At 69.0% G+C, this 26,048-nt stretch carries 20 protein-coding genes, 1 tRNA gene and 1 riboswitch; all 21 genes read right to left on the minus strand.

Features of this window, described 5'->3' with window-relative positions; genetic code table 11:
• Nucleotides 1–5: 5 nt before the first annotated feature.
• Nucleotides 6–2,066, minus strand: a complete 2,061-nt coding sequence (locus ABGI63_RS08120; protein WP_349741968.1) for a TonB-dependent receptor — start codon at nt 2,064–2,066, stop codon at nt 6–8.
• Between the two features lie 2 nt (nt 2,067–2,068).
• A complete protein-coding gene (gene cobN, locus ABGI63_RS08125; RefSeq protein ID WP_349741969.1) occupies nt 2,069–6,031 on the minus strand; it encodes a cobaltochelatase subunit CobN in 3,963 nt (1,320 codons plus the stop codon).
• A gap of 20 nt (nt 6,032–6,051) precedes the next feature.
• On the minus strand, nt 6,052–6,372 hold the full coding sequence (locus tag ABGI63_RS08130; RefSeq protein ID WP_137943737.1) for a DUF2149 domain-containing protein: 321 nt from the start codon (nt 6,370–6,372) through the stop codon (nt 6,052–6,054).
• The gene (locus ABGI63_RS08135) at nt 6,369–6,833 is read right to left on the minus strand and encodes a hypothetical protein (RefSeq protein ID WP_349741970.1); all 465 of its coding nucleotides are present in this window, start codon (nt 6,831–6,833) and stop codon (nt 6,369–6,371) included. Before ABGI63_RS08135 ends, ABGI63_RS08130 begins: the two co-directional genes overlap by 4 nt.
• On the minus strand, nt 6,830–8,116 hold the full coding sequence (locus tag ABGI63_RS08140) for a cobyrinic acid a,c-diamide synthase CobB (RefSeq protein WP_349741971.1): 1,287 nt from the start codon (nt 8,114–8,116) through the stop codon (nt 6,830–6,832). The genes ABGI63_RS08135 and ABGI63_RS08140 overlap by 4 nt, the downstream gene beginning before the upstream one ends.
• 8 nt (nt 8,117–8,124) lie before the next feature.
• Nucleotides 8,125–8,892, minus strand: coding sequence for an ABC transporter ATP-binding protein (locus ABGI63_RS08145; RefSeq protein WP_349741972.1), 768 nt, complete (start codon nt 8,890–8,892; stop codon nt 8,125–8,127).
• The gene (locus ABGI63_RS08150) at nt 8,889–9,884 is read right to left on the minus strand and encodes a FecCD family ABC transporter permease (RefSeq protein WP_137943741.1); all 996 of its coding nucleotides are present in this window, start codon (nt 9,882–9,884) and stop codon (nt 8,889–8,891) included. The genes ABGI63_RS08145 and ABGI63_RS08150 overlap by 4 nt, the downstream gene beginning before the upstream one ends.
• Nucleotides 9,884–10,798 (minus strand): ABC transporter substrate-binding protein, encoded by a 915-nt coding sequence (locus ABGI63_RS08155; RefSeq protein ID WP_349741973.1) that lies wholly within the window; start codon nt 10,796–10,798, stop codon nt 9,884–9,886. Before ABGI63_RS08155 ends, ABGI63_RS08150 begins: the two co-directional genes overlap by 1 nt.
• Nucleotides 10,795–11,361 carry a bifunctional adenosylcobinamide kinase/adenosylcobinamide-phosphate guanylyltransferase gene (cobU, locus tag ABGI63_RS08160; protein WP_349741974.1) on the minus strand — a complete coding sequence of 189 codons (567 nt, stop codon included), beginning with the start codon at nt 11,359–11,361 and terminating at the stop codon, nt 10,795–10,797. Before cobU ends, ABGI63_RS08155 begins: the two co-directional genes overlap by 4 nt.
• A gap of 3 nt (nt 11,362–11,364) precedes the next feature.
• Nucleotides 11,365–13,203 carry a TonB-dependent receptor domain-containing protein gene (locus ABGI63_RS08165; protein ID WP_349741975.1) on the minus strand — a complete coding sequence of 613 codons (1,839 nt, stop codon included), beginning with the start codon at nt 13,201–13,203 and terminating at the stop codon, nt 11,365–11,367.
• A gap of 125 nt (nt 13,204–13,328) precedes the next feature.
• Nucleotides 13,329–13,566, minus strand: a riboswitch (cobalamin riboswitch).
• A 2-nt stretch (nt 13,567–13,568) separates the two neighbouring features.
• On the minus strand, nt 13,569–14,006 hold the full coding sequence (locus tag ABGI63_RS08170; RefSeq protein WP_137943745.1) for a hypothetical protein: 438 nt from the start codon (nt 14,004–14,006) through the stop codon (nt 13,569–13,571).
• Nucleotides 14,003–14,626: an aminoacyl-tRNA hydrolase gene (pth, locus tag ABGI63_RS08175; protein WP_137943746.1), complete on the minus strand. Its 624-nt coding sequence runs from the start codon at nt 14,624–14,626 to the stop codon at nt 14,003–14,005. Before pth ends, ABGI63_RS08170 begins: the two co-directional genes overlap by 4 nt.
• A gap of 41 nt (nt 14,627–14,667) precedes the next feature.
• Nucleotides 14,668–16,056, minus strand: a complete 1,389-nt coding sequence (locus ABGI63_RS08180) for an efflux transporter outer membrane subunit (RefSeq protein ID WP_349741976.1) — start codon at nt 16,054–16,056, stop codon at nt 14,668–14,670.
• Nucleotides 16,053–19,346 (minus strand): efflux RND transporter permease subunit, encoded by a 3,294-nt coding sequence (locus ABGI63_RS08185; RefSeq protein ID WP_349741977.1) that lies wholly within the window; start codon nt 19,344–19,346, stop codon nt 16,053–16,055. The genes ABGI63_RS08180 and ABGI63_RS08185 overlap by 4 nt, the downstream gene beginning before the upstream one ends.
• A gap of 22 nt (nt 19,347–19,368) precedes the next feature.
• Nucleotides 19,369–20,601: an efflux RND transporter periplasmic adaptor subunit gene (locus ABGI63_RS08190; protein ID WP_349741978.1), complete on the minus strand. Its 1,233-nt coding sequence runs from the start codon at nt 20,599–20,601 to the stop codon at nt 19,369–19,371.
• 210 nt (nt 20,602–20,811) lie between these two features.
• Entirely contained in the window at nt 20,812–21,438 is a 627-nt protein-coding gene (locus ABGI63_RS08195; RefSeq protein ID WP_137943750.1) for a 50S ribosomal protein L25/general stress protein Ctc, read from the minus strand.
• 95 nt (nt 21,439–21,533) lie between these two features.
• Nucleotides 21,534–22,496 carry a ribose-phosphate pyrophosphokinase gene (locus ABGI63_RS08200; protein WP_137943751.1) on the minus strand — a complete coding sequence of 321 codons (963 nt, stop codon included), beginning with the start codon at nt 22,494–22,496 and terminating at the stop codon, nt 21,534–21,536.
• A 74-nt stretch (nt 22,497–22,570) separates the two neighbouring features.
• A tRNA-Gln gene (locus ABGI63_RS08205) sits at nt 22,571–22,647 on the minus strand.
• Nucleotides 22,648–22,687: 40 nt separating this feature from the next.
• Nucleotides 22,688–23,668, minus strand: a complete 981-nt coding sequence (gene ispE, locus ABGI63_RS08210; protein WP_349741979.1) for a 4-(cytidine 5'-diphospho)-2-C-methyl-D-erythritol kinase — start codon at nt 23,666–23,668, stop codon at nt 22,688–22,690.
• A 16-nt stretch (nt 23,669–23,684) separates the two neighbouring features.
• Nucleotides 23,685–24,203 (minus strand): lipoprotein insertase outer membrane protein LolB, encoded by a 519-nt coding sequence (locus ABGI63_RS08215; RefSeq protein WP_349741980.1) that lies wholly within the window; start codon nt 24,201–24,203, stop codon nt 23,685–23,687.
• Nucleotides 24,200–25,948: a tetratricopeptide repeat protein gene (locus tag ABGI63_RS08220; RefSeq protein WP_349741981.1), complete on the minus strand. Its 1,749-nt coding sequence runs from the start codon at nt 25,946–25,948 to the stop codon at nt 24,200–24,202. Before ABGI63_RS08220 ends, ABGI63_RS08215 begins: the two co-directional genes overlap by 4 nt.
• Between the last annotated feature and the right edge of the window lie 100 nt (nt 25,949–26,048).

The raw sequence follows: 26,048 nt of genomic DNA on the forward strand, positions 1-26,048 counted from the left end.
TGTGCTCAGAAGCTGCTGCGCAGCGAGACTCTCAGCGTACGCGCTTCCATCGGATGCACCAGTCGGCCATCGATGCCCTCGCCACCGCCGCAGCCGGGGCCTTCGGCCCTGGTGCAGGCGCCGCCCCAGTATTCGATGTCGTTGGCGCGGCGGTCGAACAGGTTCAGCACATCGAGGCTGATCTGGGTCCTGGTGCTGAGGCGGTAGCCCAGCTTCAGATTGGCGGTCCAGTTGGTGGCCGATTTCTCGGTGCCGGTTTCCTCGAGCGCGTAAGAGCCCAGATAGCGCAGTTTCAGGCCGCCGAACCAGGGGCCGGCCGGGACCACCGTCGCCGACAGCGAGGCATTCACCGGGATCGCATTGGGCACATGGCGGCCGCCGTTCTCGGCGTGCACGAAACGGGCCCGCGACCAGGCCATATCGGCGTCGATCAGCAGCCAGCTCGTCGGCGCGAAATCATTGGACCATTCCAGGCCGCTGCGCCTGGAGGCCCCGCGCGCCTCGGTCACACCCTCGTCGCCGACAAAGACCAGCTCCGAATCCAGCCTGGCCTGCCACAGCACCAGGCTGCTGTTCCAGCCCTTGGCGGGGCGCACGCGCAAGCCCAGCTCATGGCTTTGCGTGCGCGCCAGCAGCGGCAGCAGGTCCTGCGGGCTGCCGTCGTTGGGGTTGAGCGCGCTGGTGGCGCCGCGTACATCGTTGGAGCGGAAACCGCGGCCCCATTGGGCATAGAGCTCGGTATCGGCCGCGACGCGGGCCACCAGGCCCAGCTTCGGGCTCCAGCGCTTCTTGCTGGCCCTGCCGCCGTTGTCGAGATTGAACTCGCCGGCGATGGCGCGGTTCTCGGTCGAGAGCCGGTCCCAGCGCAGGCCGGCGCTGCCGCGCAGCCAGCTGTTGATCTGGGTGCGCGCCTCGGCGAACAGGCCGACGGCGTTTTGCTCGACCTGGTCGGCGCGTACCGTGTGCGTGCGCTGGCGGTCCACCGTGTCGTAAAGCCCCAGCTCGGAGATGCGGTCCTGGCGCCATTGCAGGCCCCAGCTGGCGTCGGTGCCGAGTGACGGGATCGCGAAGCCGTGGCGCAGCTGGCCGCCGTAGATGCGGCGGTGATCGGCCTGCTCGTGCTGGTCGCCGTCGGGGCCCTTGATGTAGCCCGAGGCGCCGGAGAACAGGTTCAAGGCGTTATCTATCACATAGGCGCTGGCGCGCCAGTCCTGGGCTTGCTCGCTGCGCGCCCATTCGACCGAGAGGCTGTGGCGGTGCGTGATGCCGCCATCGTTCCTCAGCAAAGTGCCATAGCGACCGACCTCGCCGCTACGGATCGCGCGCTCGGGCACATGCTCGCTGGCGTGCCAGCGTGCGCTATAGCTCAGTGCGCTGATCGCGATGCCGTTGTCGGCATCACCCTTAGAGAGGCGCAGCACGCCGTTGCCGCGCCGCAGCGCCTCGGGCTGTTCCCAGGGGCCGTCGTAGCGGCTGCTCTCCAGCGCACCCAGCAGCTGCCAGCCGCTGTCGCCCAGCTTGGTGCTGCCGGCCACCAGGCCGCGGCGATAGTCGTCCGGGCCGGCGGTGAGCTCGACGAAAGGCGCATCGATCTGGCGTGTGTAGGCGATGCGGGCCGAGCCGGTGGTGACGAAGTCGCCGTCCTCGGCCGCGTAGCTGCCCTTGCGGTACTGCAGGCTGGACACCAGCTCGGGGATCAGAAAGTTCAGATCCATATAGCCCTGGCCATGGGCATGGCTGGCCATATTGGCCGGCATGCCCATTACCGTGGTCGCGAAGTCGCTGCCATGGTCCAGATTGAAGCCGCGCAGGAAGTACTGGTTGGCCTTGCCGTCGCCGCTGTGCTGGGTGACGATCATGCCGGGCATGGCCTCCAGCAGCTCGGCCGGCCGCAGCAGCGGGCGCTGCGCCAGGCGCTCGGCCTTGACCTCGCCCTCGGAAGCGCTGTCGGCGGCGCCCAGCGCGGCGCGGCCGTGGACCTGGACGCTGTCGAGCTGCTGGGTCGCTTGCTGGGCATAGGCCACCGGGGCCAGCATCGAGACAAGGGCGATTGCTGTTCTATTCATCATCAGATGCTGCTCGAGAAGACCGTAGGGCGACGGCGCGCCTGCCAGACCGCGCCCAGACTCATCAGCAGGGCCATCGCGATCCAGGCCAGCGCCTGCGAGAGCTGGTTCTGCAGCCGGGGCGGGGCCAGGTCTTGCTGCGGCTGTTGTTGTTCCAGCAGCAGGCCGCGCGTGCTGGGGGGCGGCGCTGCCGCTGCGGCCGGCGCAGCGGGCGGCGCGGCGACCTGGGCTGCTGCCTGCAGAACCGGCGTGTGCAGCTGGTCGGCAGCCCACTGTCGCACCGCCGCCAGCTCCTGGTGCAGAGGGGCCTCGCGGCTCAGGCTCTGGTAGCTGGCGGCCAGCTGCTCGCGGGTCGCGGCATCGGGCTTCCAGTAGCCCAGGCGCTGGGCCTGGATCATCCGTTCCAGCGCCTGCGCATAAGCCTGCTTGTTCTGCTTCAGCCACTCGGGCAGGCCGAGCTGCTGCTTGTCGCGCACCAGGGTGTCGTACAGGCTTTGCCAATGGTCGGGCCGCACGGTGCCCGGTGCGATGGCCTGCCAGCCAAAGGTGTATTGCACGGCCTTGAGCACCTGCAAGGTGCCGGCCCAGCCCTCGGCCTGCTGAGCCTTCAGCCAGCCGGGATGCAGATAGCGCGACTGCATTTCCATCGCCAGGCTGCTGGCCGCACTCTCGGTATGCAGCTCGTTGGCGTCCTGCAGCTGGCTGACATGCAGGCTCAAGCCTTGCTTGCGACCGGCCGCCTTGGCGGCGGCGGACAGGCCGCCGAGGTACTGAAAAGGGTCGTCCGAGCTGAGCATCGCGTACAGATGCGAGCTGCGCGACATCAGGGCCGCATCGGTCTGCTTCAGGTGTGCACCCAGGGCCTGGGCTGCGACGGCCGGCCGGCTCAGGCGCAGCGGCTCGCCGTTGACATAGGGCTGGCTCATGCGCTGCAGAAAGAGCTGGCCCAGCCTTGCGTCGTCGGCCTTCAGACCATTGTCCTGGGCCGCTTCCGAGATGCCGGTGCCGTAATCGCCGGTGTTGTTGCCGAACACCCGCGCCTGGGCCAGGGCCTGGGCCTCGGTCTTGCTCAGGCCCTGGCGGCGCAGCTCGGCGGCCACGCTGGCGGTGTTGCGCGCGACGATATTGCCGGGCTCGGCGGCGGCAGCGGCCGCGACGGCCTGGTCCAGCAGATGCATCAGCGCCGGGAACTGGTCGCGGTAGGAGCCGGTGATGCTCAAGAGCACGTCGACCCGTGGTCTGCCCTTCAGTTCGGCCAGCGGCAGCAGCCTGACGCCGGTGGGCCGGCCACTGTCGTCCCAGATCGGCTGCACGCCGAGAGCGGCCAAGGCCTGCGATTCCATCAGGCCCTGGTGGCGCAAGGTCTCGCCGGCCCAGAGACTCAGCGCCAGCCGCTGCGGCGGCTTGCCGGTCTTGAGCTGCTCGGCATACCAGCTCTCGAACAGGCGCCGTGCCACCTCGTAGGCTTGCTTGGTCGGCAGCCGGCTCGGGTCCAGTCCGGTCAGGTTGCGGCCGGTGGGCAGGCTGTCGGGATTGCGCAGCGGATCGCCGCCATAGGCCGCAGGCAGGAAGCGACCCCGCAGCGCGGCCAGCAGGCCGGGCATCTCGCCCTCGGTGGCCAGGCGGCGCTCCAGCTCCTGGGCACGCTCGGCGAGCTGCAGCAAGGCCGGCGTGTCGATGGGTTTGCGCGCGGCGCGGTTCGGGACATAGCCCTCGGGTTCCGGCGGTCTCAAATCAAGAATGCTGGCGGCCTGCGCGTCCTTCAGCGCGACATGGAGCCAGCGCGCCGGGCGCGATGTCGCCACGCCCTCGTGATTGATCAGAAAGGCCTCGTCGATGTCCTCGCCCAGCGCCTCGATCAGCGGCTGGCGCAGCATCTGCAGAATCGTCGTGCGGCGGGCGTTCTCGTCCGGCAGCTGGCCGAACACCGCCAGGCCCTTGGGCTGGGAGCTTTGCGCCAGCCGGTCCAGCCAGGGATGCAGCAGCTCCAGGAAGCCGCTGAAATCGGCGGCGATCTGCTGGGCGCTCCAGCCCAGGTCGCGGTGCAGCTGGTGCTCGACGAAGGCGCTGACCATCTGGCGTTCCAGCGCCTGCCGCGTAGGCCCGGCGTCCACCGTCTCCCACTCGTGCATCAGCTCGTGCATATGGGCCATGCGGGCATTGAAGCCGGCCGGCGCGAAGCTGGGCGTGCGGTGGCTGACCATCAGCGCGCGGCCGCGGCGCTTGGCCGTCAGGCCCTCGCCGAGGTTGTCGACGATATAGGGGTAGATCACCGGCACATCGCCCAACGGCAGCAGGGCCTCGTCATGGATGTCCAGCGCGCGCAGCTTGCCGGGCGCCCATTCCTGCGTGCCGTGGGTGCCGAAGTGGATCAGCGCATCGGCCTGGCGGGCCCACAGATAAGTGGCCAGGTAGTGGTGCGAGATCGGGGTCTTGTTCTTGTGCATGAAGGGGTCCTGGCCCCTTTTCAGCGTCTCCTCGCGCGGCGGCTGCGGCAGCACGCTCAAGCCCCCGCGCTGCAGACGCGGGATCACGAAGACCGGCCGGCCTTCATGGCTGACGATATAGCGGCTGCGGGCCGGCTCGCCCCACTGTCCGTTGATGCGCTGCTGCAGCGCCGCCGGCAAGGTCTTGAACCAGGCCTCGTAGTCGGCCAGCGGCAGCGCGGCGGCCTGGTCGCGGGCCAGCAGGGCTTGCAGATCGGCGCTGGGATAGTAGGCCGCGATCAGCGGCTTGAGCTGCGTGATCCACTCGGCCTCGGGCAGCGGCTGCACGCCGTAGCCGGCCTCGCGCAGGCCCATGGAGACGCGCTCCAGGCTGCGCGGCACGTTCAGGAAACTGGCGCCGAAATGGTCGCCGCCCGGCGGGTAGTTGTAGACGAAGGCGACCAGGCGCTTGTCCGATGCGGGCTTGGTCTGCAGCGCGATCAGGCGCTTGGCCTTGGCGATCACGGCCTCGGCCTGGCGCGCGATCAGCTGCGGTTCCCTGCCCTTGTTCGCATGGGCGACCACCATCAGCGGGTCGATCGCGCCGGCCCCCTCGGGCTGGGCGAAGTAGAAGGGCAGATCGCTCATGGAGAGGCCGGTCTCGCTGGCCTCCCAATCGGCCGTGCCGCCGGCGCGGTAGGGCAGGGTCTGCAGCAGCGGCGCGCCCCAGCGCTCGAACAGCGGCTGCAGGCCGCCGGCCTGGGGCAGCAGCGCGTGGTTGACGATCACCGAGGCGTGCAGCTTGCCGCCCGGCAGTTCCATCAACGGGGCCAAAGAGTCGCCCGCCAGATGCGAGCTGAAGACGGCATAGGCCAGCAGGCCCTGGCGGTCGAAGCGGCGCAGCCAGTCGTCGACCCAGGCGGTGGCGCCCTGCACGAAATGGTAGCGGTGCAGCAGCAGCGCGACGGCGGGACGCTTGTCGCCCTGGGCCTCGGCCCAGCGTGCCAGGTCGGTGGCGCTCGCGAACAGGCCAGGCGCGCCCGGCAGATAGAGGCCGCGCTGCGGCAGCAGGGTCGGCGCCGGCATATCGGGGGCGGGCTGGCCGGCCAGCTGGGCCTTGACCAGGGCGAAGGCGTGACGGGTGTTGGCGACGCCGCCGGCCTGCAGATAGGCGCGCAGCGAGCGCTCGCCGGCCGCAGGCTCGCCGGCCGTGATCCAGACCGGGGTTGCTGCGGCCTGCTGCTTCAGCGCCGCGCCCAGCATGGCTTGCAGCTTGGCCTCGACACTGGCATGGGGCGCATCGATCCAGACCAGCTGGGCCTGGCTCAGCGCCTGCGCCAGCTCGCGCGCCTGTGCGGCGTCCAGCACCGTGCTGCGCAGCGGGTAGTCCAGCGCCTTGACGGTGAAGCCGGCGGCCGCCGCTTCCCGCTCGATCAGGGCGCTGCGCGCGGCGGGCGTCACGTCCAGCGTGATCCACAGCAGCAGGCCCGGCTTGGCGCCGAGGCCCCAAGCGGGCGCCAGCAGCAGGGATAGCAGCATCAAGACCAGGCAGGCTCGGATCACGGCTTGTCGCCCTCGGGCACATAGATGATGTTGCCGTCCTTGAGCTTGTAGGCCACGCCGGCGCGCACGCCCTGGCCCTCGCTGCTGCCGCCATTGCCCTTGTAGCGGATCTCGCGTCCGTTCTCGCGCACGACGATCTCCATATCCGGCTCGCCGGGCTTCTTGATGATGGTGACGTTCTCGTTCGCTTCCTTCTGCTGCTGCAGCGCGACCGCGGTCAGCAGCGCAACGACCAGCACCAGGAACACATCGACCAGATTGACGGCCGACAGCATCGGGTCATCGTCTTCCTCGCCGAGGATGGAGAGGTGTTTCATGCCATGCCTCTCGAAGTGCGGATGGCGACCAGCTCACTCATCAGCCAGCGACGGCGCACCGAGTACGCGACCAGGCCGACGGCTGCCGCCGCCAGCGCCAGCACGACGCCGGCGAAGGCACCGCTGAACACCGCCAGCGCCTGCTGGCCCTGGCCGGCGGCCACGCTCTGCAGCGCCGGGCCCAGCGGCACCATCGTCGCGATCAGGCCCAGGAGCGGGCTGACGCGGCCCAAGAGGCGCAGCGGCTCCAGCTGGCGCACCACCTGCAGCTCGATCTCTTCCAGCGGCTTGCCGGCATGGGCGTGCAGGGTCCGGTAGTTCGGCGAGCGCCAGCGCTGCGCAGCCTCCATCAGCGTGGCCCCGGCCACCCACAGCGCGTAGACGAAGCCGAGGCCGACGAGCACGAGAACCGGCCACAGCAGGGCCTGGGCGATCTGGGCAAAACCTTGTTCGAGCATCATGAGGAGAAGAAGGCGGCGATGGCCTCGGGGTTGGAGGGGAAGTAGTGGTGCACGTAGCTGGCGCGCAGGCAGCCTTGCGCGTAGAGCGCTTCGGCGGCCTTGCCCGCATTCGGGTTGCTGGCGTGCGCGATCGGCACCAGCGGTGTGTTGAGGGTGGAGTAATGGAAGGTGTGGCCGCGCAGCTCACCCTCGGGCCACTCGATCTTCTGCATGCCCAGCGCGGCCAGGCGTGGTTGCATCCGGGCGCGGCCAGGCATCAAGCCGGCCATCGCATGGTCCACGCCCTCGGCGTCCGTCAGGCACTCGGCCAGCGCCAGCATGCCGCCGCACTCGGCCAGCAGCGGTTTGCCGGCCGCAAGATGAGCGGCCAGATCGGCGAAAAAGCTCGCATGGGCGCGCAGCGCCGGTGCATGCAGCTCGGGATAGCCGCCAGGCAGCCACAGCGCGTCGCAGGGCGGCAAGGCCTGACCCTCGATCGGCGCGAACATCAGGACCTCGGCGCCCAGCGCGCGCAGGCAGTCGAGATTGGCGGGGTAGATGAAGGAGAAGGCGGCATCCTGGGCCACCGCGATGCGCCGGCCCTTCAGCAGCGGCGGCAGGGCCGGCTCGGGCTCGACATCGAAGCGTACCGGCTGGAACTCGAAGCCCTTCGAGGCTTCGCCCCAGGCTCGCGCCCAGTCGTCCAGCTGCGCGTCCAGCCCCGGCAGCTCCAGCGCCTGCACCAGGCCCAGATGCCGCTCGGGCAGGGCCAGGTCTTGCCTGCGCTGCAGCGCCGCGACCAGGGGCAGGTCCTCGGGCAGGCCTTCGGCCACCATGCGGGCATGGGCCGGGCTGCCGACCCGGTTCGCGACCACGCCGCACAGGCGGATATCGCGGCGGAAGGTCTGCAGCCCGACCGCCAGCGCCGCAAAGGTCTGGGCCATCGCCGAGGCGTCGATCACCGCCAGCACCGGCAGGCCGAAGGCCGTGGCCAGGTCGGCGCTGCTGGGCGTGCCGTCGAACAGGCCCATCACGCCCTCGACCAGGATCAGGTCGGACTCCGCCGCGGCCTGGGCCAGCAGGCCCTGGCAGTGCGCGAGCCCGCCCATGAAGAGGTCCAGCTGATAGACCGGGTGGCCGCTGGCACGCTCCAGCACCATGGGGTCCAGATAGTCCGGGCCGGTCTTGAACACGCGCACTCGCTTGCCGGCATTGCGGGCATGGCGCGCGATCGCGGCGGTGACGCTGGTCTTGCCCGAGCCGGAGGACGGGGCACTGATCATCAGGGCGGGGCAGCTGTTCATCGTTCTTTTCATGCGTTCAAGGCCAGCCAGCGGTCCTGCACCTGCAGTATCAGCAGGCGCTGGTGGAACACCTGCTGCAGCGCGGCGTGGGTGGCGGCGGCCTCGGGCGGGCCCTGGTGGACGATGCGGCCGGCATCCATCACGACGACGCTGTCGGCCTGCAAGGCGATATTGAGTTCATGCAGCACCGAGACCACGGTCACGCCCTCGGCGACGAGCCCGCGCACGATCTGCACCCAGTCGCTCTGGTGCGGCGGGTCCAGATGGGCCAGCGGCTCGTCCATCAGCAAGGCCTGCGCCCGCACGGCCAGCGCACGCGCCAGCAGCACACGCTGGCGCTCGCCGCCGGAGAGCTGGCCCAGCGGGCGCTCGCGCCAGTCCCAGCTCTGGGTCATGCGCATCGCCTGCTCGACGGCCGCGTGGTCGGCGCTGCTGGCCGGCGCCAGCCAGGGCTGGTGCGGCAACCGGCCCAGCATCACGACGTCCAGCGCGCTGAGCTCGTCGGCGCTGGCCTCGTTCTGGCCCAGCCAGGCGACCTGGCGGGCGCGTTCGCGTGCCGGCCAGCTGTGCCAGGGCTGGCCTTGCAGCTGCAGCGCGCCGTCGAAGGGCAGCAGGCCGGTCAGCGCGCGCAGCATGGTCGACTTGCCGGCGCCGTTGGGGCCGACCACGGCGGTCCAGGCGCGCGACTGCGGCGCGAACTGCAGAGGCTGCAAGATGCTGCTGCCGCCGAGCTTCAGCGAGCGCAGATCCAGGCTCAGCAAGGACGCAGCGCTCATGACCGTCTCCCCAAGCCTGAGGAACGCCGGTGCATCAGGTACAGCAGGTAGCTGCCGCCCAGCAGCGCGGTGATGATGCCCACCGGCAGCTCCTGCGGCGCGATCACCCAGCGCGCGCCGATATCGGCCGCCAGCAGCAGCATGCCGCCGGCCAGCGGGCTCAGCAGCAAGAGGCTGCGATGCGTGACCGGCCCCCAGCTGCGCACCAGATGGGGGGCGACCAGGCCGACAAAGGCGATCAGCCCGCACTGCGCGACGGCCGCCGCCGTGGCCAGGGCCAGCACCGCGATCAGCAGCACCCGCACCAGGGCCAGGCGCACGCCCAGCGAATGGGCGGTGGCCTCGCCCAGGCTCAGCGCGTCCAGGCTGCGGCTGCAGCCCAGGGCGACCAGCAGGCAGGCCAGCAGGGTCGCGGCCATGATCAGCACCGCGTTCCAGCCGACAAAGCCGGTGCTGCCCAGCATGAAGGCCTGCATGGCCCGCATGATGTCGGGGTTCATCAGGGTCAAGAGGGCCGAGCCCGAGCCCAGCACCACGCCGACGACAACGCCGGCCAGCAGCAGCCTCAGCGTCTGCTCGACGCCGCGCGCCAGCAGCAGGGTCAGCAGCACCGCGCCCACCGCGCCGACAAAGGCCGCGCCCGTCATGCCCACCCGCAGCGCCAGCGCGGTGGCGGCCGGCGAGAAGCCGACCATGAAGAGCAGCACAGCCACGCCCAGCGAGGCGCCGGCCGAGCAGCCCAGCAGATAAGGGTCGGCCAGCGGATTGCGGAACAGGCCTTGGGCCACCGCGCCGGCCAGCGCCAGCAGCGCGCCGGCCAGCCAGGCACCCAAGGAGCGGGGCGCGCGGATGTCCCAGAGGATTTGCTGCATCACCGGGTCCTTGTCGACCCAGGGGCTCCAGCCGGTGCTGCCTATGGCCAGGCCCAGCGCCAGCAGCGCGGCGCTGCCGAGCAGCAGCATCAAGAGCCACAGGCCATGGCGAGCACTCATCAGCGCATCCCCCCTGGGGGCGCATTGAAGGGCACGGTGGGCAGGGCCACCGGGCCGGCGGCGGCCTCGCGCAGGCAGCGGGCCATCAGCGCGGCGGCCTCGTCCATGCGCGGGCCGGGGCGCACCAGCACATCCGATTCGGCCGGCACCCAGACGCAGATCTTCTTGTTCCTGACCGCCTGGATCGCGCCCCAGCCGGGACGTTGTGGCAGGCCCGACGCACTGCGCTGGCCCACCATGATGACCTGCGGGTCGGCGCGCACGACGAACTCGGGATTCAGTTTCGGGAAAGGCCCCAGCTCGGCCGGCACGATGTTGCGGCCGTGCAGCCGGCTCAGGATCTCGCCCATGAAGGAGGCGGTGCCGGCGGCATAGGGCGCGGCATCGACCTCGTAATAGATGCGCAGGCCGCGCGCGGCCGGCGGCAGGCTGGCCGCGCTGTGGGTGATGGCGCCGTCGATGCGGTTCCAGATGCGGCGCGCGTCGTCAGGCTTGCCCAAGAGCTGCGCGATCTTGTCCAGCACCCGTCGCACATCGCCCAGACTCTTTGTCTCCAGCGCGATGACCTTGATGCCCAGCGCTTCCAGCCGGTCCATCAGGCGCGAGGACATGCCCAAGAGCACGACATCGGGCTTCAGCGCCACCAGGGCCTCGATGCTGGTGTCGTCCAGCCCGCCCAGCTTGGGCAGGGCGCGGGCGGTGGCCGGGTGGTTGGAGAAGCGGTCGGTGCCGACCAGGCGGGCGCAGTCGCCCAGCTCGCAGACCGTCTCGGTCAGCGAGGGCAGCAGGCTGACGATGCGCCTGGGCACCTCGGGCAGGGTGACGGTGTGGCCGCGGTCGTCCTTGACGGTGACTGCGGCCTGGGCCAGCCCCGCCAGCGCCATCATCAGCAGGCTTGCCAACAGACGTTTCATAGCTCTTCCTTCTCCACCGCTCGGGTCCAGGCCTGGCCGGCCACCATCAGGGTCAGGTCTTGACAGCGCCGGGCCACGGCCTGGTTCAGCCGCCCCAGCTCGTCGACATAAAAGCGCGCCGCACTCGACATCGGCGACACACCCCAGCCGACCTCGTTGGAGACGAACAGCACCGGCGAGGGCAGCGCCGGCAGCAGGTCCAGCAGGCGCTGGCGCTCCGCCTCCCAGCCGGTCAGATCGGGCTTGTCGTCCATAGGCATCAGCCAGTTGGTCAGCCACAAGGTCAGGCAGTCGACCAGGATCAGCCGCCCGGGGGCGGCGATGCTCGAGAGTCCCTGAGCCATGGCCAGCGGTGCCTCGAGGGTGTCGAAGCCCGCCGGTCGGTCTTGTTGATGGCGCGCGATGCGTGCGCTCATTTCCGCATCAAAAGCCAGCGCCGTGGCCAGCACCGTGACCCGGTGGCCGGGCGCGGCGGCCAGCCAGGCCTGCGCCAGCCTTTCGGCATGGCGCGACTTGCCGCTGCGCTGGCCGCCGACGATCAGGTGGTGCTGGGCGGCGCTCATGGCTCAGAGCGTCGGGCTGTAGCGCAGGCCGACGAAGAACTGGAACGGCGAACTGGCATAGCCGCGCGCGGTCTCGTACTTGCGGTCGAAGGCGTTGTCCAGCTTGAGCTGCAGGCGCAGCTGCTGATTCAGGCTGTACTGCGCATCCAGGTCCAGCGTGGCATAGCCGCCGATCTTGAGACCGGTGTCCAGGTTGTCGGTGCGCTTGCCGCTGGCCAGTAACTGGGCGCCCAATGCCCAGCCTGCCACATCGGTCTCGGCGCGCAGCGTGCCGTGGGTCTTGGATCGGCGGGCCAGGACCTTGCCGTAGTTGGCACGGCCCTCAGTCACATCCTTGGGCGCTTGCAGGTCCAGTGAGCCGGACAAGCGGATGCCGGCCATGGCGGTATTGCCCTTCAGGCTCAGGCCCTGCAGACGCGCCTGGCCGATGTTGTCATAGCAGCCGAGGCTGCTTTTGCAGGCGCCGCGTCCTCTGACGTACACGATCAGGTTGTCGATCAGGTTGCGGTAGGCCGTCAGGCTGGCACCGTGGACGCCTTGTGTGAAGTGCAGGCCGATCTCGGCATTCTTGCCCTTCTCGGGCTGCAGATCGGGTTTACCGTTATCACTGAAGCGCTGGAACAGCGAGGGCGCCTTGAAGGCCGTGCCGTAGGAGCTCAGCAGGCGCCATTGCGGGCTCAGCTGGTATCCGGCGGCCAGCGTGCCGGTGTTGGCGCTGCCGAACTCGCTGTCGCTGTCATGGCGCGCATGGGCTTGCAGCGACAGCGGGCCGGCGGACCAGAGATAGCCCAGGCCCACGGCATCCTGGTGGCGGTCGGCCTTGCCGCCGGTCACGCTGGTGTTCACCAGCTTGTCCTCGCGGCGCTCCAGCGAGCCATTGAGTTGGCCGGTACCCAGCTTGAGGCCGGCGCTGAGCGCGATGGAGCGGGTACGGGTTTCGGTTTGATAGACGCTGGGCTTGGTTTCGTAGTTGTCGGTGGACTCGCCGACGCTGAAACTGGTGTCCAGCGCCGGGCTCCACTGCGCGGTCCAGGCGGCGCGCAGCGCGCGGGCGGCGTTGATATTGCGGTCATCGACCTTGGGCTTGGCCGAGGCGTCGTACTGGCTGTTGATATGGCTGTCCATGCCGATCAGGTCGACGCGGTGGGCCTTGTTCAGCTGCGCGCCCAGGCGCAGGCTGACGCTGCGGCTGCGGTAGCCGTCGATATCGGGGCTGTAGCCCGGATCGCCGATCACCGGTCGGGTGTTGAAGCCATCGCTGCGCTCGCTGGCGACGGAGAGCGCGTAGTCAACAATGCCGTTCAGGCCGCTGATGCTGGCGTCCAGCTTGGCCAGGCCGTTGTTGCCGCCACCCACACCCAGCTCCAGCAGCGGCGCGCCCTCGCCCTTGCGGGTGAAGATCTGCACCACGCCGCCGATGGCGTCGGAGCCGTAGATCGCGCTGGCGGCGCCACGCACGATCTCGATGCGCTCGATCTGCGCCAGGGGCAGCGACTGCCAGGATGCGCCGTCGGTGCGCTGAGAGTCGTAGGGAACCCCATCGATCAAGACCTTGGTGTGGCGGGTCTCGGCGCCGCGCACGAACAGGCTGGTGTTGGCGCCGGGATTGCCGTTGCGCACCATCTCGAAACAGGCCTGGTTGCGCAGCAGATCGGCCAGGCCGCCAAAGGCCTGGCGCTCGATGTCGGCGCGGGTGATCACGGTGGCATCGGCCAGCACCTGGCTCAGCGCCTGCGGGCTGCGGGTGGCGGTCACGAAGACCGGGTCTAGACCCTTGCGGCCAGCGGACTGGGCCTGGGCCTCGGGCAAGGCCGCCAGCAGCGCCAGGGCAAAGGGAGTCATGCGCAGCAGTGCGCTCGTCGTGCGTGCGGGACGCCGAACAGAAGTATTCATTTGTGGACCAACAACAGTACATCCAGGACGCCAGCTTCCCCGCGGGTCCTGTGGAACGACGACCCGGCAGAGGCCGGGACATCACTTGTTGGCCGGTATCCGGGCTGGTGGATGCAAGCTCTGAGTCCTTCCCAGCGCCTCAGGCGCCAGTGGAGCGAGTACAGAACCGGAAGTCGCGCCTGGCGACTTCGTCCACTTACCGTTGCGGGGACAGCTCAGGTTAGGTTTGCCTCGGCGAGGCGCGCCCTTCTGATTCCCGTTTAACTGCGCAGCCATGACGGCTGCACGAGCACCAACGCCGTGGATTCTAGCGGCTAGCGTGGTGCCGAAGCGGCGCTGCTCTTGGGCGGCTTGGGTTTCTTGGTCTTGGGCTTCTGGGTCTGCAGCGGCTTGTCGCGATCGGGCTTGCTGCCCAGCACCGGCTCGGGCCGGGCCAGACCGTCGATGCCGATGGGCCCGCCCCGGGGTGCACTGGCCTCGAAACGCTGGCGCTCACGTTCCAGTTCGCGGGCGCGCTTGGCATCGCTGCGCTGGCGCTGCAGGGCCTCGCGCTGCGCGGCCGAGGCCGGCTGCTCGTAGGCGACGGCCTGGCGGGTTCCGGGCTTGCCGTCGGGGCATGGCGAGTCGCGCAGATCGCGGCCCTCGGGCCCGCAGCGATAGACGCCGGTGCTGCGGGTTTCGGTCTGCGCCTGCAAGCCGCTGCCCAGCGCCATCAGGGCGATGGCGCAGCAGGCGAGCGGCGAGCGGGTCATGATGGATCGAGGGCTGGGGGCTTGGGTGGCTTGGGCCTGGGCGGCTTGGCATGTATCTTCATCATGGCCCGCTCCAGCTCGCCTTTCAACATCAGATCGACGGATTCCAGCGACTTGGCGATGCAGTCCTCGATGGCCTGGCGCTCGGCCAGCGGCGGCTTGCGCAAGACATAGCCGGCCACCTCGGTTTTGACGCCCGGATGGCCGATGCCCAGCCGCAGCCGCCAGAAATTGGCCGAGCCCAGGCAGGCCTGCATGTCCTTGAGCCCGTTGTGGCCGCCGTTGCCGCCGCCCTGCTTGAACTTCATCTGGCCGGGCTCGATATCGAGCTCGTCATGGATGGCCAGGATCTCCTCGGGCGCGATCTTGAAGAAGCGCGCCAGCGCGGCCACCGATTTGCCGCTGAGGTTCATATAGGTCATCGGCTCCAGCAGCCAGATCGGCCCGGCCGCGCCCGGCGCGTTATTGATGCGCGCCACCAGGCCGTGATAGTTGCGGTCCACCGCCAGCGTGCCGCCGAGCTTGCGGGCCAGGTCATTGACCCACCAGAAGCCGGCGTTGTGGCGGGTGTCCTCGTATTCGGGGCCCGGGTTGCCGAGGCCAACAAAGAGTCGAATCATGGGCGGGATTATCCCTGCCCATGACCCGAGCCCGGCGGCGCTCAGCCGCCCCAGCCGCCGGCCAGCGCCTTGTAGACGCCCACCAGCGAGGTGGCGGCCGCCGTCTGCGACTGCGCCAGCCGGTCGCGCGCCGACAGCAGCTCGCGCTCGGCATCGAGCACCGCGAGGAAGTCGCTGACGCCGACACCGAAACGCTCGCGCGCGATCAGCGCCGCGCGCTCGGCGGCGCGGGCCGCTTCGAACAGGTGCTGCGCCTGCTGCTGGCTGCGGCTGTAGCCGGCCAGCGCACCCTCGGTCTCCTCCAGCGCACCCAGCACGGTGCGCTCATAGCTCAGCAGCGCCACCTCGCTGCGCGCATCGGCGGCGGCGATCTGGGCCTTGATGCGGCCGAAGTCCAGCAGGTTCCAGACCAGCTGGGCACCGAGGTTGTAGGCGTAGGAGGCGCCGTCGCCCAGATCGCCCAGCCGCGAGGCGTTCTGGCCCAGCGTGCCGCCCAAGGTGATGCGCGGGAACAGATCGCTGCGGGCCACGCCGGCGCGGGCCGCGGCGGCCGCAGCCAGGCCTTCAGCCGCCTGCACATCGGGGCGGCGGCGCAGCAGGTCCTGCGGCGCGCCTATGCCGCCCAGCGCCACCGTCTTCAGGCCCGGCAGCGGCTTCACCTCGCTGAGCTCCTGATCCAGCGCGGTGGGCGGCTGGCCGCTCAGCACGGCCAGGCGGTAGCGGCTGCGCAGCAGGGCGGTTTCCAGCGCCGGCACGCTGGCCGCGGTGGACTGCAGCAGCGCGCGGGCGCGCTCGCTGTCCAGCGCCGTGCCGCGTCCGGCGTCCTGGCGGGCCAAGACCAGCTTCAGCGCGGCCTCCTGGGTTTCCAGCGAGGCGCGCGCCACGCGCAGCTGCTCCTGCAGGCCGCGCAGCTCGAAGTAATTGCGCGCCACCTCGGCGGCCAGGCTCAGCTGGGCCGCACGCAGCCCGGCCTCGCCGGCCAGCACGCCGGCCGCGGCCGCGCGCTGCTCGCCGCTGAGGCGGCCGAACAGATCGGCCTCCCAGGCGACATCGAAGCCGGCCGAGTAGGCGCGCCGGGTCTGCGCCTGGCCCTGATCGTTTTGCGCGCGCACCCGCGCCGCGCCGGCGGCCAGGCCCACGGTGGGCAGCTGCTGGGCATCGGCAAAACGGCCCAGCGCGCGGGCCTCCTGGAGATTGGCCGCGGCGATGCGCAGATCGGTGTTGGCCTGCAGGGACTGGGCGATCAGCCGGTCCAGCTGCGTGTCATTGAAGCCGCGCCAGAACTGGGCCACCGGCTCGCCGGCCACGGCCTCGGCGGGCTTGTTCGCGAACTCGGCCGCCAGCACGGGCTCATAGCGCTTCAGCTCGGGGGCGCTGGAGCAGGCGGACAGGGCCGCCAGGCACAGAAGACTCAGAGCGAGGCGCATCATGCACCCTCCTTGCGGGGCGTGGTCTCGGCATCGTCGATACCGGGATGGAAGGGATGAGCGGCGGCGTCGATCTCGCGACGCAGCTCGGCCGCATGGGCGCGCTTCTTCTCGGTGCTCTTGCGCAGCAGGGCGTAGAACACCGGGGTCAGGAAGATGCCGAAGAGCGTGACGCCCACCATGCCGGAGAACACCGCGATGCCCATCGCGCGGCGCATCTCGCTGCCGGCGCCGGAGCCCAGGATCAGCGGGATCACGCCGGCGCAGAAGGCGATCGAGGTCATCAGGATGGGCCGCAGGCGCAGCCGGCAGGCCTCGGTGACGGCCTGCAGCATGGTCTTGCCCTGTTCTTCCAGCTCCTTGGCGAACTCGACGATCAGGATGGCGTTCTTGCAGGCCAGGCCCACCAGCACGACCAGGGCCACCTGGGTGAACAGGTTCAGATCACCGGCCTGCGCGAAGGGCGGGAAGTGCGACAGCCAGATGCCGAACAGCGCCGAGAAGATGCCCATGGGCACGATCAGGATGATGGCCAGCGGCAGGCTCCAGCTCTCGTACTGCGCGGCCAGCACCAGCACCACCAGGATCACCGACAGCAGCAGCACGGCCGCCAGGGTCGGCAGCTTGATGCCCAGCCCCGGCAGGGTGACATCGCGGGTCAGCCGGTCCTGATGGCTCAGCTCGGTCCACTCATAGCTCATGCCGCGCGGCAGGGTCTTCAGCAGCTGCTCGATCTCGGCCTCGGCCTGGCCGCTGGAGAAGCCGGGGTTGGGCGAGCCGTTGATGTCGGCGCTGGGGAAGCCGTTGTAGCGCGTCACCCGGGTTGGCCCGAAGGTCGGCGAGACCTCCATCAGCGCGCCCAGCGGCACCATCTCGCCGCGAGCGTTGCGGGTCTTCAGCGCGACGATATCGTCGGCCTGGGCGCGGAAGGGCGCATCGGCCTGCACGATCACCTGATAGGTCTTGCCGAAGCGGCTGAAGTCGTTGACATAGAGCGAGCCGAGGTTGATCTGCAGGGTGTCGTAGATGTCCTGCAGGCCCACGCCCATCTGCTTGGCCTTGCCGCGGTCGACATCGGCGAACAGCTGGGGCACGTTGATGTCATACATCGAGAACGGCGTGCTGATGCTGGACTTGGGATTGCCATAGGCCTGGCCCAGCACACCCCAGACCGCGCCGAACAGGGCCTGCTCGCCCTGGCCGCTGCGGTCCTGCACCTGGACCTTGAAGCCACCCGCATTGCCCAGGCCCTCGACCGCCGGCGGCGGCACGACGAACATGCGCGCGCCCTGGATCTGCTGGATCGCACCATTGACCTGGCCGAGGATCGCATCCTTGGACAGGCTGGGGTCCTTGCGCTTGTCGAAATCGGCCAGGCCGAAGAACACGATGCCCTCGTTCGGCGCGGCCGAGAAGCCGGCGAAGGACAGGCCCGGGAAGGCCACCGAGTCGACGATGCCGGGCACCTTCAGCGCGATATCGCTCATGCGGCGTATCACCTCCTCGGTGCGCTCCAGCGAGGCGCCGGCCGGCAGCTGGGCCACGCCGATCAGGTACTGCTTGTCGGGCGCCGGCACGAAGCCGCTGGGGATGCGGCTGAACAGCAGGGCCGTGGCACCCAGCAGCAGCGCATAGACCAGCAGCGCGGCCGACTTGCGCTTCAGGATGCCGCTGACACCGCGGCCATAGGACTCGCTGCGGCGCTGGAAGAAGCAGTTGAACCAGTGGAAGAAGCGGCCGAACAGCTTGTCCATCAGCTTCATCACGCCGTCCTTGGGCGCGTCGTGCGGGCGCAGCAGCAGGGCCGCCAGCGCCGGCGACAGGGTCAGCGAGTTGAAGGCCGAGATCACCGTCGAGATCGCGATGGTCGCGGCGAACTGCTTGTAGAACTGGCCCGACAGGCCGGGCACAAAGGTCAGCGGCACGAAGACCGCGCACAGCACCAGGGCGATCGCGATGATGGGGCCGCTGACCTCGCGCATGGCCTTGACCGTGGCCTCGTGCGGGGTCAGTCCGTCGGCCAGATTGCGCTCGACGTTCTCGACCACGACGATGGCATCGTCGACGACGATGCCGATCGCCAGCACCAGGCCGAACAGGGTCAGCGTGTTGATCGAGAAGCCCAGGGCCAGCAGCACCGCGAAGGTGCCGACGATGGACACCGGCACGGCCAGCAGCGGGATGATGGAGGCACGCCAGGTCTGCAAGAAGATGATGACCACCAGCACCACCAGCAGCACGGCCTCGATCAGGGTCTGCACGACCTTGCTGATCGAGGTCTCGACGAAGCGCGTCGGGTCGTAGACGATGGAGTAGCTGACGCCGGCCGGGAAGCTGGCCTTGAGCCGCTCCATCGTGGCGCGCACATCGCTGGAGATGGCCAGCGCGTTGGAGCCGGGGGCCTGGAAGATGCCGATCGCGGCGGCCTCCTTGTTGTTCAGCAGGCTGCCTATCGAGTAGGTGCTGGCGCTCATCTCGACGCGGCCGACGTCCTTGACGCGCACCAGCGCGCCGGTGGCGGGCTCGGCACGCACGATGATGTTGGCGAACTCCTCCTCGCTGGCCAGGCGGCCCTGGGTATTGACCGAGAGCTGGAACTCGGTGCCCTTGGGGGCCGGCGAGGCGCCGACGACACCGGCCGCCACCTGGGCGTTCTGCTCGCGGATCGCGGCCACCACATCGCCGGCCGTCATGCCGCGGCCGGCCAGCTTCTGCGGGTCCAGCCAGACCCGCATCGCATAGTCGCCGGAGCCGAACATCAGCACCGAGCCCATGCCGGGCACGCGCAAGAGCTCGTCGCGCACATTGAGCTGCGCGTAGTTGCGCAGATAGAGGGCGTCGCGGCTGTTGTCGGTGCTGACCATGTGCACCACCATGGTCAGATTGGGCGACTGCTTCTCGGTCGTCACGCCGATCTGGCGCACGATCTCGGGCAGGCGCGGCAGCGCGCGGTTGACCCGGTTCTGCACCGCGGTCTCGGCGGCCTCCGGGTTGGTGCCGATCTTGAAGGTGACGGTCAGCGTCATGCCGCCGTCGCCGGTGGCCTGGCTGTCGAAGTACAGCAGGTTTTCCAGGCCGTTGATCTGCTCCTCCAGCGGCGTCGCCACGGTCTCGGAGATCACGCGCGGATTGGCGCCGGGGAACTGGGCGCGCACGACGATTTGCGGCGGCGCGACCTCGGGGTACTCGGAGATCGGCAGCTGGAAGATCGCCAGCAGACCGACCAGGAAGATGAAGATCGACAGCACGGTCGCGAAACGCGGCCGGTCGATGAAAAAGCGTGAGATGTCCATGGGGCTAGCCTCGCGCTCGGTCTTACTTGGAGGCAGCAGCGGCAGGTGCCGGCGCGGCTGCGGGAATCGGCATGCCCTTGTCGTCCACCTTCAGCTGCTGCGGCGTCACCGGCGCGCCGGGGAACGCGCGCAGCAGGCCGTCGACGATGACCAGCTCGCCGGGCTTGACGCCCTCGACCACCCGCATGCCCTCGATCAGCACGCCGGGTTTGACCTCGCGCGGCTGGACGATGTTGTTGGCGCCGACGACCAGCACGACCTTGCGGGTCTGGTCGGTGCTGATCGCCCGCTCGGCCACCAGGGTGGCCTGGTAGCTGCCCGAGCCGACCAGCTTGATGCGGGCCAGCAGGCCCGGCGTGAACAGGCCGGCCTTGTTGTCGAACACCGCACGGCCACGGATGGATGCGGTGGCGGGGTTCAGGCGGTTATCGACGAAGTCCATCCGCCCCTCGTGCGGGAAGCCGGTCTCGTTGGACAGACCCATCAGCACCTTGTTGCCTTCGCTGCTTCGCTGCGAAGGCATGCTGCCGTTGCGGGCCGCGCGCACGTACTTCAGATAGGTGGCTTCGCTGGCGTCGAAATAGGCGTGAATCTTGTCGCTGGAGACCACGGTGGTCAGCACCGGGTCGCCGACGCCGACCAGATTGCCCGGCGTCACGTTGGCGCGCGAGCTGCGGCCGGCGACCGGCGCGGTGATGCGGGTGAACTCGAGATTCAGCCTGGCCTGCACCAGGGCGGCCTCGGCGGCCTTGCTAGTGGCCTCGGCATTGCGGGTGGCGGCGCGCAGCTGATCAATCTCCTGCTGGCTGACCCCCTGGATCGCGACCAGCTTTTGTGCGCGCGCCAGCTCGCTGGCGCTCAGCTCGGTCTGGGTGCGGGTGGCCGCCAGCTGGGCCTCGGCGCGAGCGACCTCGGCGGCGAAGGGCCGCGGGTCGATGCTGAACAAGGGCTCGCCCTTTTTGACCAGCTGGCCTTCGCGGAAATGCACCTTGTCCAGCGTACCGGCCACGCGGGAGCGGATCTCCACGGTGTCCGGAGCTTCCAGTCTGGCGGTGAATTCGTCGAATTCCTGCACCTCGCGCTGCACGGCCGGCGCCACCGACACCGCCGGCGGGCCGCCAGCATGCTGCTGCTCCGCCGTGCTCTGGCCGCAGCCGCTGGCCAGGGCCGCGACTATCGCGCCAAGCAGGCTCATTGTTGCCGGGATGGCCGTGGCCGGATTTCGACCCTTCTTTTCGTTCACGCTGTCAGTCATGGATACCCTCCTGCGACACGCCCGTCCGCCTGAGGGCGGACCGTCGGCGGACCAGGCGCGACTGTAGGGGCTAGCCCCTAATCCGCCCACTCCCTAAGGTCATGCCTACTGACATCAGCATGGCAGTAGTCCAGCCGTGCTGTGCGATCTGGCCCGGAAAAAGAAAAAGGGCCCCGCAGGGCCCTTGGTCAACAAAAAGCAGCGCAGGGCTTACTTCTTGCCCTTCTTCTTGCCCTTGCCGTCGTCGGCCGGGGCGGCAGCAGCCACGATCACCTCTTCGGCGACCGGTGCCACGGCGGTGGCCACGGCGGGGTTCGGCTTGCCATGCACGACGACCTTGACGCCGGCGGGCAGCTTCAGGTCATTGATGTGCAGCGAGTGACCCAGGGTCAGGCCGCTCAGGTCCACTTCGATGAACTCGGGCAGTTGTTGGGCCAGGCAGGTGATGGCCAGCTCGGTGATGATGTGGTTGACCGTGCACTTGTCGGTCTTCACGGCCACCGAGTTCTCTTCGCCGATGAAGTGCAGCGGGATCTTCTTGGTGATCTTGGTGCTGCCGTCCACGCGCTGGAAGTCAGCGTGCAGCACTTGCGGCTTGTACGGGTGCATCTGGTAGTCACGCAGCAGCACTTGCGAGACGGCGCCGTTCAGTTCCATCTCGAGGATGGTGCTGTGGAAGGCTTCCTTCTTCATGGCGTGGAACAGCGCGTTGTGGTCCAGCTCGATCATTGCGGGCTCGCCGGCACCGAAGACGATGCCAGGCACCTTGCCTGCAATGCGCAGGCGGCGGCTCGCTCCGGTCCCCTGCAATGTGCGCTCAAAAGCGACGAATTTCATAACGTACTCCAATATGGATGAGCGCCCGCGACCAGGCTGCTCGGTGATGCAGCCTGTAGCGGCTGCGGCTTTGACGCTTGCCCGAGGGCAGGCGATCAGAAATTGTTGTTCTGCTCGCTGAACAGCGAGGTGACCGACTCGCCGTCCGAGATGCGGCGAATCGTCTCGGCGAACAGAAAGGCCACCGACAGCTGGCGGATCTTGCCGCAGGCCTTGGCGGCGTCGGACAGCGGAATGGTGTTGCTGATCACGACCTCATCGAGCTGCGAGCCCGAGATGCGCTCGATCGCCGGCCCCGACAGGATGGGGTGGGTGCAATAGGCGAAGACGCTCTTGGCGCCGCGGTCCTTCAGCACTTCGGCGGCTTTCACCAGGGTGCCGGCGGTGTCGATCATGTCGTCCATGATCACGCAGTTGCGGCCGTCGATCTCGCCGATCACATGCATCACTTCGGAGACATTGGCGGCCGGGCGGCGCTTGTCGATGATGGCCAGGTCACAACCCAGCTGCTTGGCCAGCGCGCGGGCGCGCACCACGCCGCCGACATCGGGGCTGACCACCACCAGGTTCGAGTAGTTGCGGGCCTTCAGGTCCGACAGCAGCACCGGGCTGGCGTAGATATTGTCGACCGGGATGTCGAAGAAGCCCTGGATCTGGTCGGCGTGCAGGTCCATCGTCAGCAGGCGCTCGACGCCGACGGTCTCCAGCAGATCGGCCACCACCTTGGCCGAGATCGGCACACGGGTGCTGCGGGGGCGGCGGTCCTGGCGGGCGTAGCCGTAGTAGGGGATCACGGCGGTGATGCGGCGAGCGCTGGCGCGCTTCAGGGCATCGACCATGATCAGCAGTTCCATCAGGTTCTCGTTGGTCGGCGCACAGGTCGGCTGGATCACGAACACGTCGCGAGCACGCACGTTCTGCTGGATCTCGACGGTGACTTCGCCATCGGAAAAGCGACCGACCACGGCACGTCCGAGCTCTAGGCCCAGATGGGTGGCGATTTCCTGGGAGAGAACCGGATTGGCATTACCGGTGAAGAGGACGGTATTGAGCAGCACGAGCGGGCCATCCTTTGAATCAATGGCCCCGTGGCCAGCCCAGCGGGTCCCGGAGGTGAACAACTAAAGAAATTTGGCAGGGGCGGAAGGATTCGAACCTGCGCATGTCGGAATCAAAATCCGATGCCTTAACCAACTTGGCGACGCCCCTACACAGGACACTGCAGAGCTGCAGCACCCTATAACCTTGCTCAGTCTTCGGCCCATCCGCACAGCGGGTGAACGTCCAAACTGCGGCACATCTTAGCAACCCATCCGGTGGGCTGATCAGCCATGCCATCTTTCCCGTCCGCCGCGTCCACTCTCGCGAACACCGCGCTGCCCGAGCCCGTCATCCGGCTATTGCCGAATCGTTCTTCTAGCAGTTGCAGAGCCTGGACCACTTCGGGGCAGCTTGCCTCGGCCGGTTTTTGCAGGTCGTTTCGACCAAAACCATTCGCCAGCAGCGCCACACCTTCTGTATCCAATCTCACCACATCAGCCGCTTGCGACGCCGACAAAACACCCCGTGAACTACTTGCTGTTGCACTCGATGTTTCGTTTTTGTCTTCGCTGCTATTGTGTGCAGGAAAGCCCGCTACTATAGCCACGGATTTCGATCTTGCCAAGAGGGGGCTCGAAAATATTTGCTGTGTCGAGATGCCGGTGGGCGGTTTGAGCACGGCAAAGCCCAGCGGCGGCAGGGTGATCGGGTACAGGATCTCGCCGATGCCCTCGACAAAGGCATTGCGTCCGCCGATGAAGAAGGGCACATCTGCGCCCAGCTTCAGGCCCAGCGCCAGCAGACGCGAGCGTGGCCAGTTCAGGCCCCAGAGCCGGTTCAGCGCCAGCAGGGTGGAGGCGGCATCCGAGGAGCCGCCGCCCATGCCGGCGCCGGCCGGCAGGCGTTTCTCCAGATGGATGTCGGCCCCGAGGCCGCAGCCGCTCTCGGTCTGCAGCAGGCGCGCTGCGCGCAGGCAGAGATCGTCGGCGGGCAGGGCGGCCGCTGCACAGTCGCCATCATGGCGGGCCAGCCGGCCGTCGCTGCGGCGTTCGAAGTGCAGGGTGTCGGCCCAGTCGATCAGCGCAAAGATCGACTGCAGCAGGTGGTAGCCGTCGGGCCGCTTGCCGACCACATGCAGGAACAGGTTCAGCTTGGCCGGGGCCGGCACATCGTAGAGAGCGAGAGGCATAGGTACAAAAAAGGAATCAGCGCTCCAGGCGGGCGCGCAGGGTGACGGCAGGCGCGGCCTGGCGCTGGGCCAGCACCAGGCCGCTATCGAACCGGGACAGATCGACCTGCCAGCCGAGCTGCGAGAAACCGCCGCCGGCCAGGGTTTCGCTGGCCGCGCCGGGCCAGGGCCGGCCGCGCAGCCAATCGAACAGTGCGGCCACCGGAATCGCCTCGCCCAGCAGTTCGCGGCTCAGCGCGTCCAGATCATCGAAGCGGCGTTCTTCCTTGGTCGTCTGCAGCCGCACCTCGCTGCGCGACCACAGCGCGCGCGCCAGCAGGCTGCCCAGCGGCGTGCTGAGCTCCAGCTGCCCGGCGCTCGGCGAGCCCCTCAGCTCGAAGGCGGCATTGCCGCCCTGTCCACCTTCGACCAGCACCGAGAGCCGGCCGCTGAGGCTCAGATCGCCCTCGGTGGGGATATGAACAGGCGGGGGCTTCAGCCCGGCGCAGGCACTGAGCAAGACCGCCAGTGCCAGGCCGGCCCAGCGTCGGCTCATCGGCCGGCCTTCAGGCGCTGGCGGGTCTCGCGCAGGGCCTCGTTCTTGGGGTCGCGCTTGGCGCCTTCGCCCCAGACCTTGCGGGCCTCTTCCTGCTGGCCGCTGACCCACAGCACCTCGCCCAGATGGGCGGCGATCTCGGCATCGGGCCGCGACTGATAGGCCTGGCGCAGCAGGCGCAGCGCCTCCGCGTGATTGCCCATGCGGTATTCGACCCAGCCCAGGCTGTCGACGATGAAGGGCTCGCTGGGCGCGTACTCCAGCGCCTTGGCGATCAGTGTCTTGGCTTCGGGCAGGCGCTCGTTGCGCTCGGCCAGCGAGTAGCCCAGCGCGTTGTAGGCGTGGTAGTGCTCGGGCTTGATCTCCATCACGCGGCGCAGCAGCTGCTCCATCTCGTCCATGCGTCCGAGCTTCTCGGACATCATGGCCTGCTCGTAGATCAGGTCGGCATCGGCCGGGAAGCGGGTATTGGCCTTGGCCAGCACCTGGTGAGCGGCCTCCCATTGGCGCGCATCGCGCAGCAGCTGGGACTCGGCCATCAGCGTGGCGCGTGCGTCCTCGTCGCGCTCGCCCGGCAGGGCCTGCAGCAGCGCGCGGCCCTTGGCCAGCTGGCCCTGGCGCGCCAGCAGCGAGGCGCGGCGGTAGGTGACCTCCAGCGCGCGCTGCGGGTTGTCGATGCGGGCCAGCCAGGATTCGGCCGTCTTCAGGTCGCCGCGCATCTCGGCCGCCTGGGCCAGCAGCAGCCAGGCCTGCTGGCGGGAGTCCTTGTTGCCGTCCTTGTCGTCAAGCCGCTCCAGAAAGGCCTGCAAGGCCTTTTCGGCCGCCTCGGGATGGCGCAGGTCCAGCTCCAGCGCACCCAGCACATACCAGGGCTGGCTGTCGTCCGGCCTGGCCTGGGTGACGATGCGGAACTCGCGGGCCGCGTCGGCGGCGCGCTGGGCGCGCGCCAGCGCGCGGCCGTAGGCCAGGCGCAGATCGTAGTGATCGGGCTTGGCCTGCAGGCGGGCGGCGATCAGGCTCTCGGCCTCGGACCTGCTGGGCAGCAGATCCAGCGCCAGCAGCAGCGGTTCGTCGGCCTCGGGGAAGTCCTTGGCGGCGGTCTGGGTCAGGCTCAGTGCCTTGTCCGCCTGCTCGGCGCTCAGCGCCAGCCGGCCTTGCACCAGCAAGGCCATCATGCGGGTGGCCGGCTGCGCGGACGCCGCCTCCAGCACCGGGGCCAGCGCGGTGTAGACCCGCTTGGGCTCGGGTGCGCGCTGGAACAGGCGCGGGATCGAGGCCAGCACCACATTGCGCTGCGGCTCGGGCGTGATCGCCAGCATGCTGCGCAGCGGCGCCACCACTTCCTCCGGCTTGTTCAGCGCCACCAGCAGCTGTATCACCATCTGGTGCGCCTCGACCGAGTCGGGGATGGCCTCGCGCCAGGCGCGGGCCGCGATCAGGGCCTGGTCGCCGGCACGGGCCTGCAGCGCGATATTGACGACGCGGCGGTAGAGCTCGCCGTCGCTGGTGCGGCGCGCCGCATCGAGCAGCACCTGGAAGGCCACGCCGGGCTGGCCCGAGCGCAGCTCCATCTCGCCGACCAGCAGCTGGTAGAACAGTGGCGCGTCCAGATCGGAGTTGCTGGGCGTGGGCGCGCTGGCCGCCGTGCTGGCCTGGGCCAGCGGGCTCAGCAAGGCCAGCACAACAAGGCCGGAGGCCGCCAGCAGCCGGGCCGGGCCGGTCGGGCGAGGGAAGAACTTGGGCATGACAGCTCCTGAGAACAGCGTTCGTGTTGCGCCCACTATGCAAGCGCCACATTGCTGGATTGTTGTTGATTCTAGAAGTGCGCCCCCGGACCAGGGCCAT

The organism is Roseateles cavernae (assembly GCF_040187885.1).
GTDB classification, from domain to species: domain Bacteria; phylum Pseudomonadota; class Gammaproteobacteria; order Burkholderiales; family Burkholderiaceae_C; genus Roseateles_E; species Roseateles_E cavernae.

What these genes read in the sequence shown, in the direction of transcription:
- ABGI63_RS08120 (WP_349741968.1), bottom strand. Translation starts at nt 2,066, where the DNA reads ATGAATAGAACAGCAATCGCCCTTGTCTCGATGCTGGCCCCGGTGGCC.
- cobN (WP_349741969.1), bottom strand. Translation starts at nt 6,031, where the DNA reads ATGCTGCTATCCCTGCTGCTGGCGCCCGCTTGGGGCCTCGGCGCCAAG.
- ABGI63_RS08130 (WP_137943737.1), bottom strand. Translation starts at nt 6,372, where the DNA reads ATGAAACACCTCTCCATCCTCGGCGAGGAAGACGATGACCCGATGCTG.
- ABGI63_RS08135 (WP_349741970.1), bottom strand. Translation starts at nt 6,833, where the DNA reads ATGATGCTCGAACAAGGTTTTGCCCAGATCGCCCAGGCCCTGCTGTGG.
- ABGI63_RS08140 (WP_349741971.1), bottom strand. Translation starts at nt 8,116, where the DNA reads ATGAACAGCTGCCCCGCCCTGATGATCAGTGCCCCGTCCTCCGGCTCG.
- ABGI63_RS08145 (WP_349741972.1), bottom strand. Translation starts at nt 8,892, where the DNA reads ATGAGCGCTGCGTCCTTGCTGAGCCTGGATCTGCGCTCGCTGAAGCTC.
- ABGI63_RS08150 (WP_137943741.1), bottom strand. Translation starts at nt 9,884, where the DNA reads ATGAGTGCTCGCCATGGCCTGTGGCTCTTGATGCTGCTGCTCGGCAGC.
- ABGI63_RS08155 (WP_349741973.1), bottom strand. Translation starts at nt 10,798, where the DNA reads ATGAAACGTCTGTTGGCAAGCCTGCTGATGATGGCGCTGGCGGGGCTG.
- cobU (WP_349741974.1), bottom strand. Translation starts at nt 11,361, where the DNA reads ATGAGCGCCGCCCAGCACCACCTGATCGTCGGCGGCCAGCGCAGCGGC.
- ABGI63_RS08165 (WP_349741975.1), bottom strand. Translation starts at nt 13,203, where the DNA reads ATGACTCCCTTTGCCCTGGCGCTGCTGGCGGCCTTGCCCGAGGCCCAG.
- ABGI63_RS08170 (WP_137943745.1), bottom strand. Translation starts at nt 14,006, where the DNA reads ATGACCCGCTCGCCGCTCGCCTGCTGCGCCATCGCCCTGATGGCGCTG.
- pth (WP_137943746.1), bottom strand. Translation starts at nt 14,626, where the DNA reads ATGATTCGACTCTTTGTTGGCCTCGGCAACCCGGGCCCCGAATACGAG.
- ABGI63_RS08180 (WP_349741976.1), bottom strand. Translation starts at nt 16,056, where the DNA reads ATGATGCGCCTCGCTCTGAGTCTTCTGTGCCTGGCGGCCCTGTCCGCC.
- ABGI63_RS08185 (WP_349741977.1), bottom strand. Translation starts at nt 19,346, where the DNA reads ATGGACATCTCACGCTTTTTCATCGACCGGCCGCGTTTCGCGACCGTG.
- ABGI63_RS08190 (WP_349741978.1), bottom strand. Translation starts at nt 20,601, where the DNA reads ATGACTGACAGCGTGAACGAAAAGAAGGGTCGAAATCCGGCCACGGCC.
- ABGI63_RS08195 (WP_137943750.1), bottom strand. Translation starts at nt 21,438, where the DNA reads ATGAAATTCGTCGCTTTTGAGCGCACATTGCAGGGGACCGGAGCGAGC.
- ispE (WP_349741979.1), bottom strand. Translation starts at nt 23,668, where the DNA reads ATGCCTCTCGCTCTCTACGATGTGCCGGCCCCGGCCAAGCTGAACCTG.
- ABGI63_RS08215 (WP_349741980.1), bottom strand. Translation starts at nt 24,203, where the DNA reads ATGAGCCGACGCTGGGCCGGCCTGGCACTGGCGGTCTTGCTCAGTGCC.
- ABGI63_RS08220 (WP_349741981.1), bottom strand. Translation starts at nt 25,948, where the DNA reads ATGCCCAAGTTCTTCCCTCGCCCGACCGGCCCGGCCCGGCTGCTGGCG.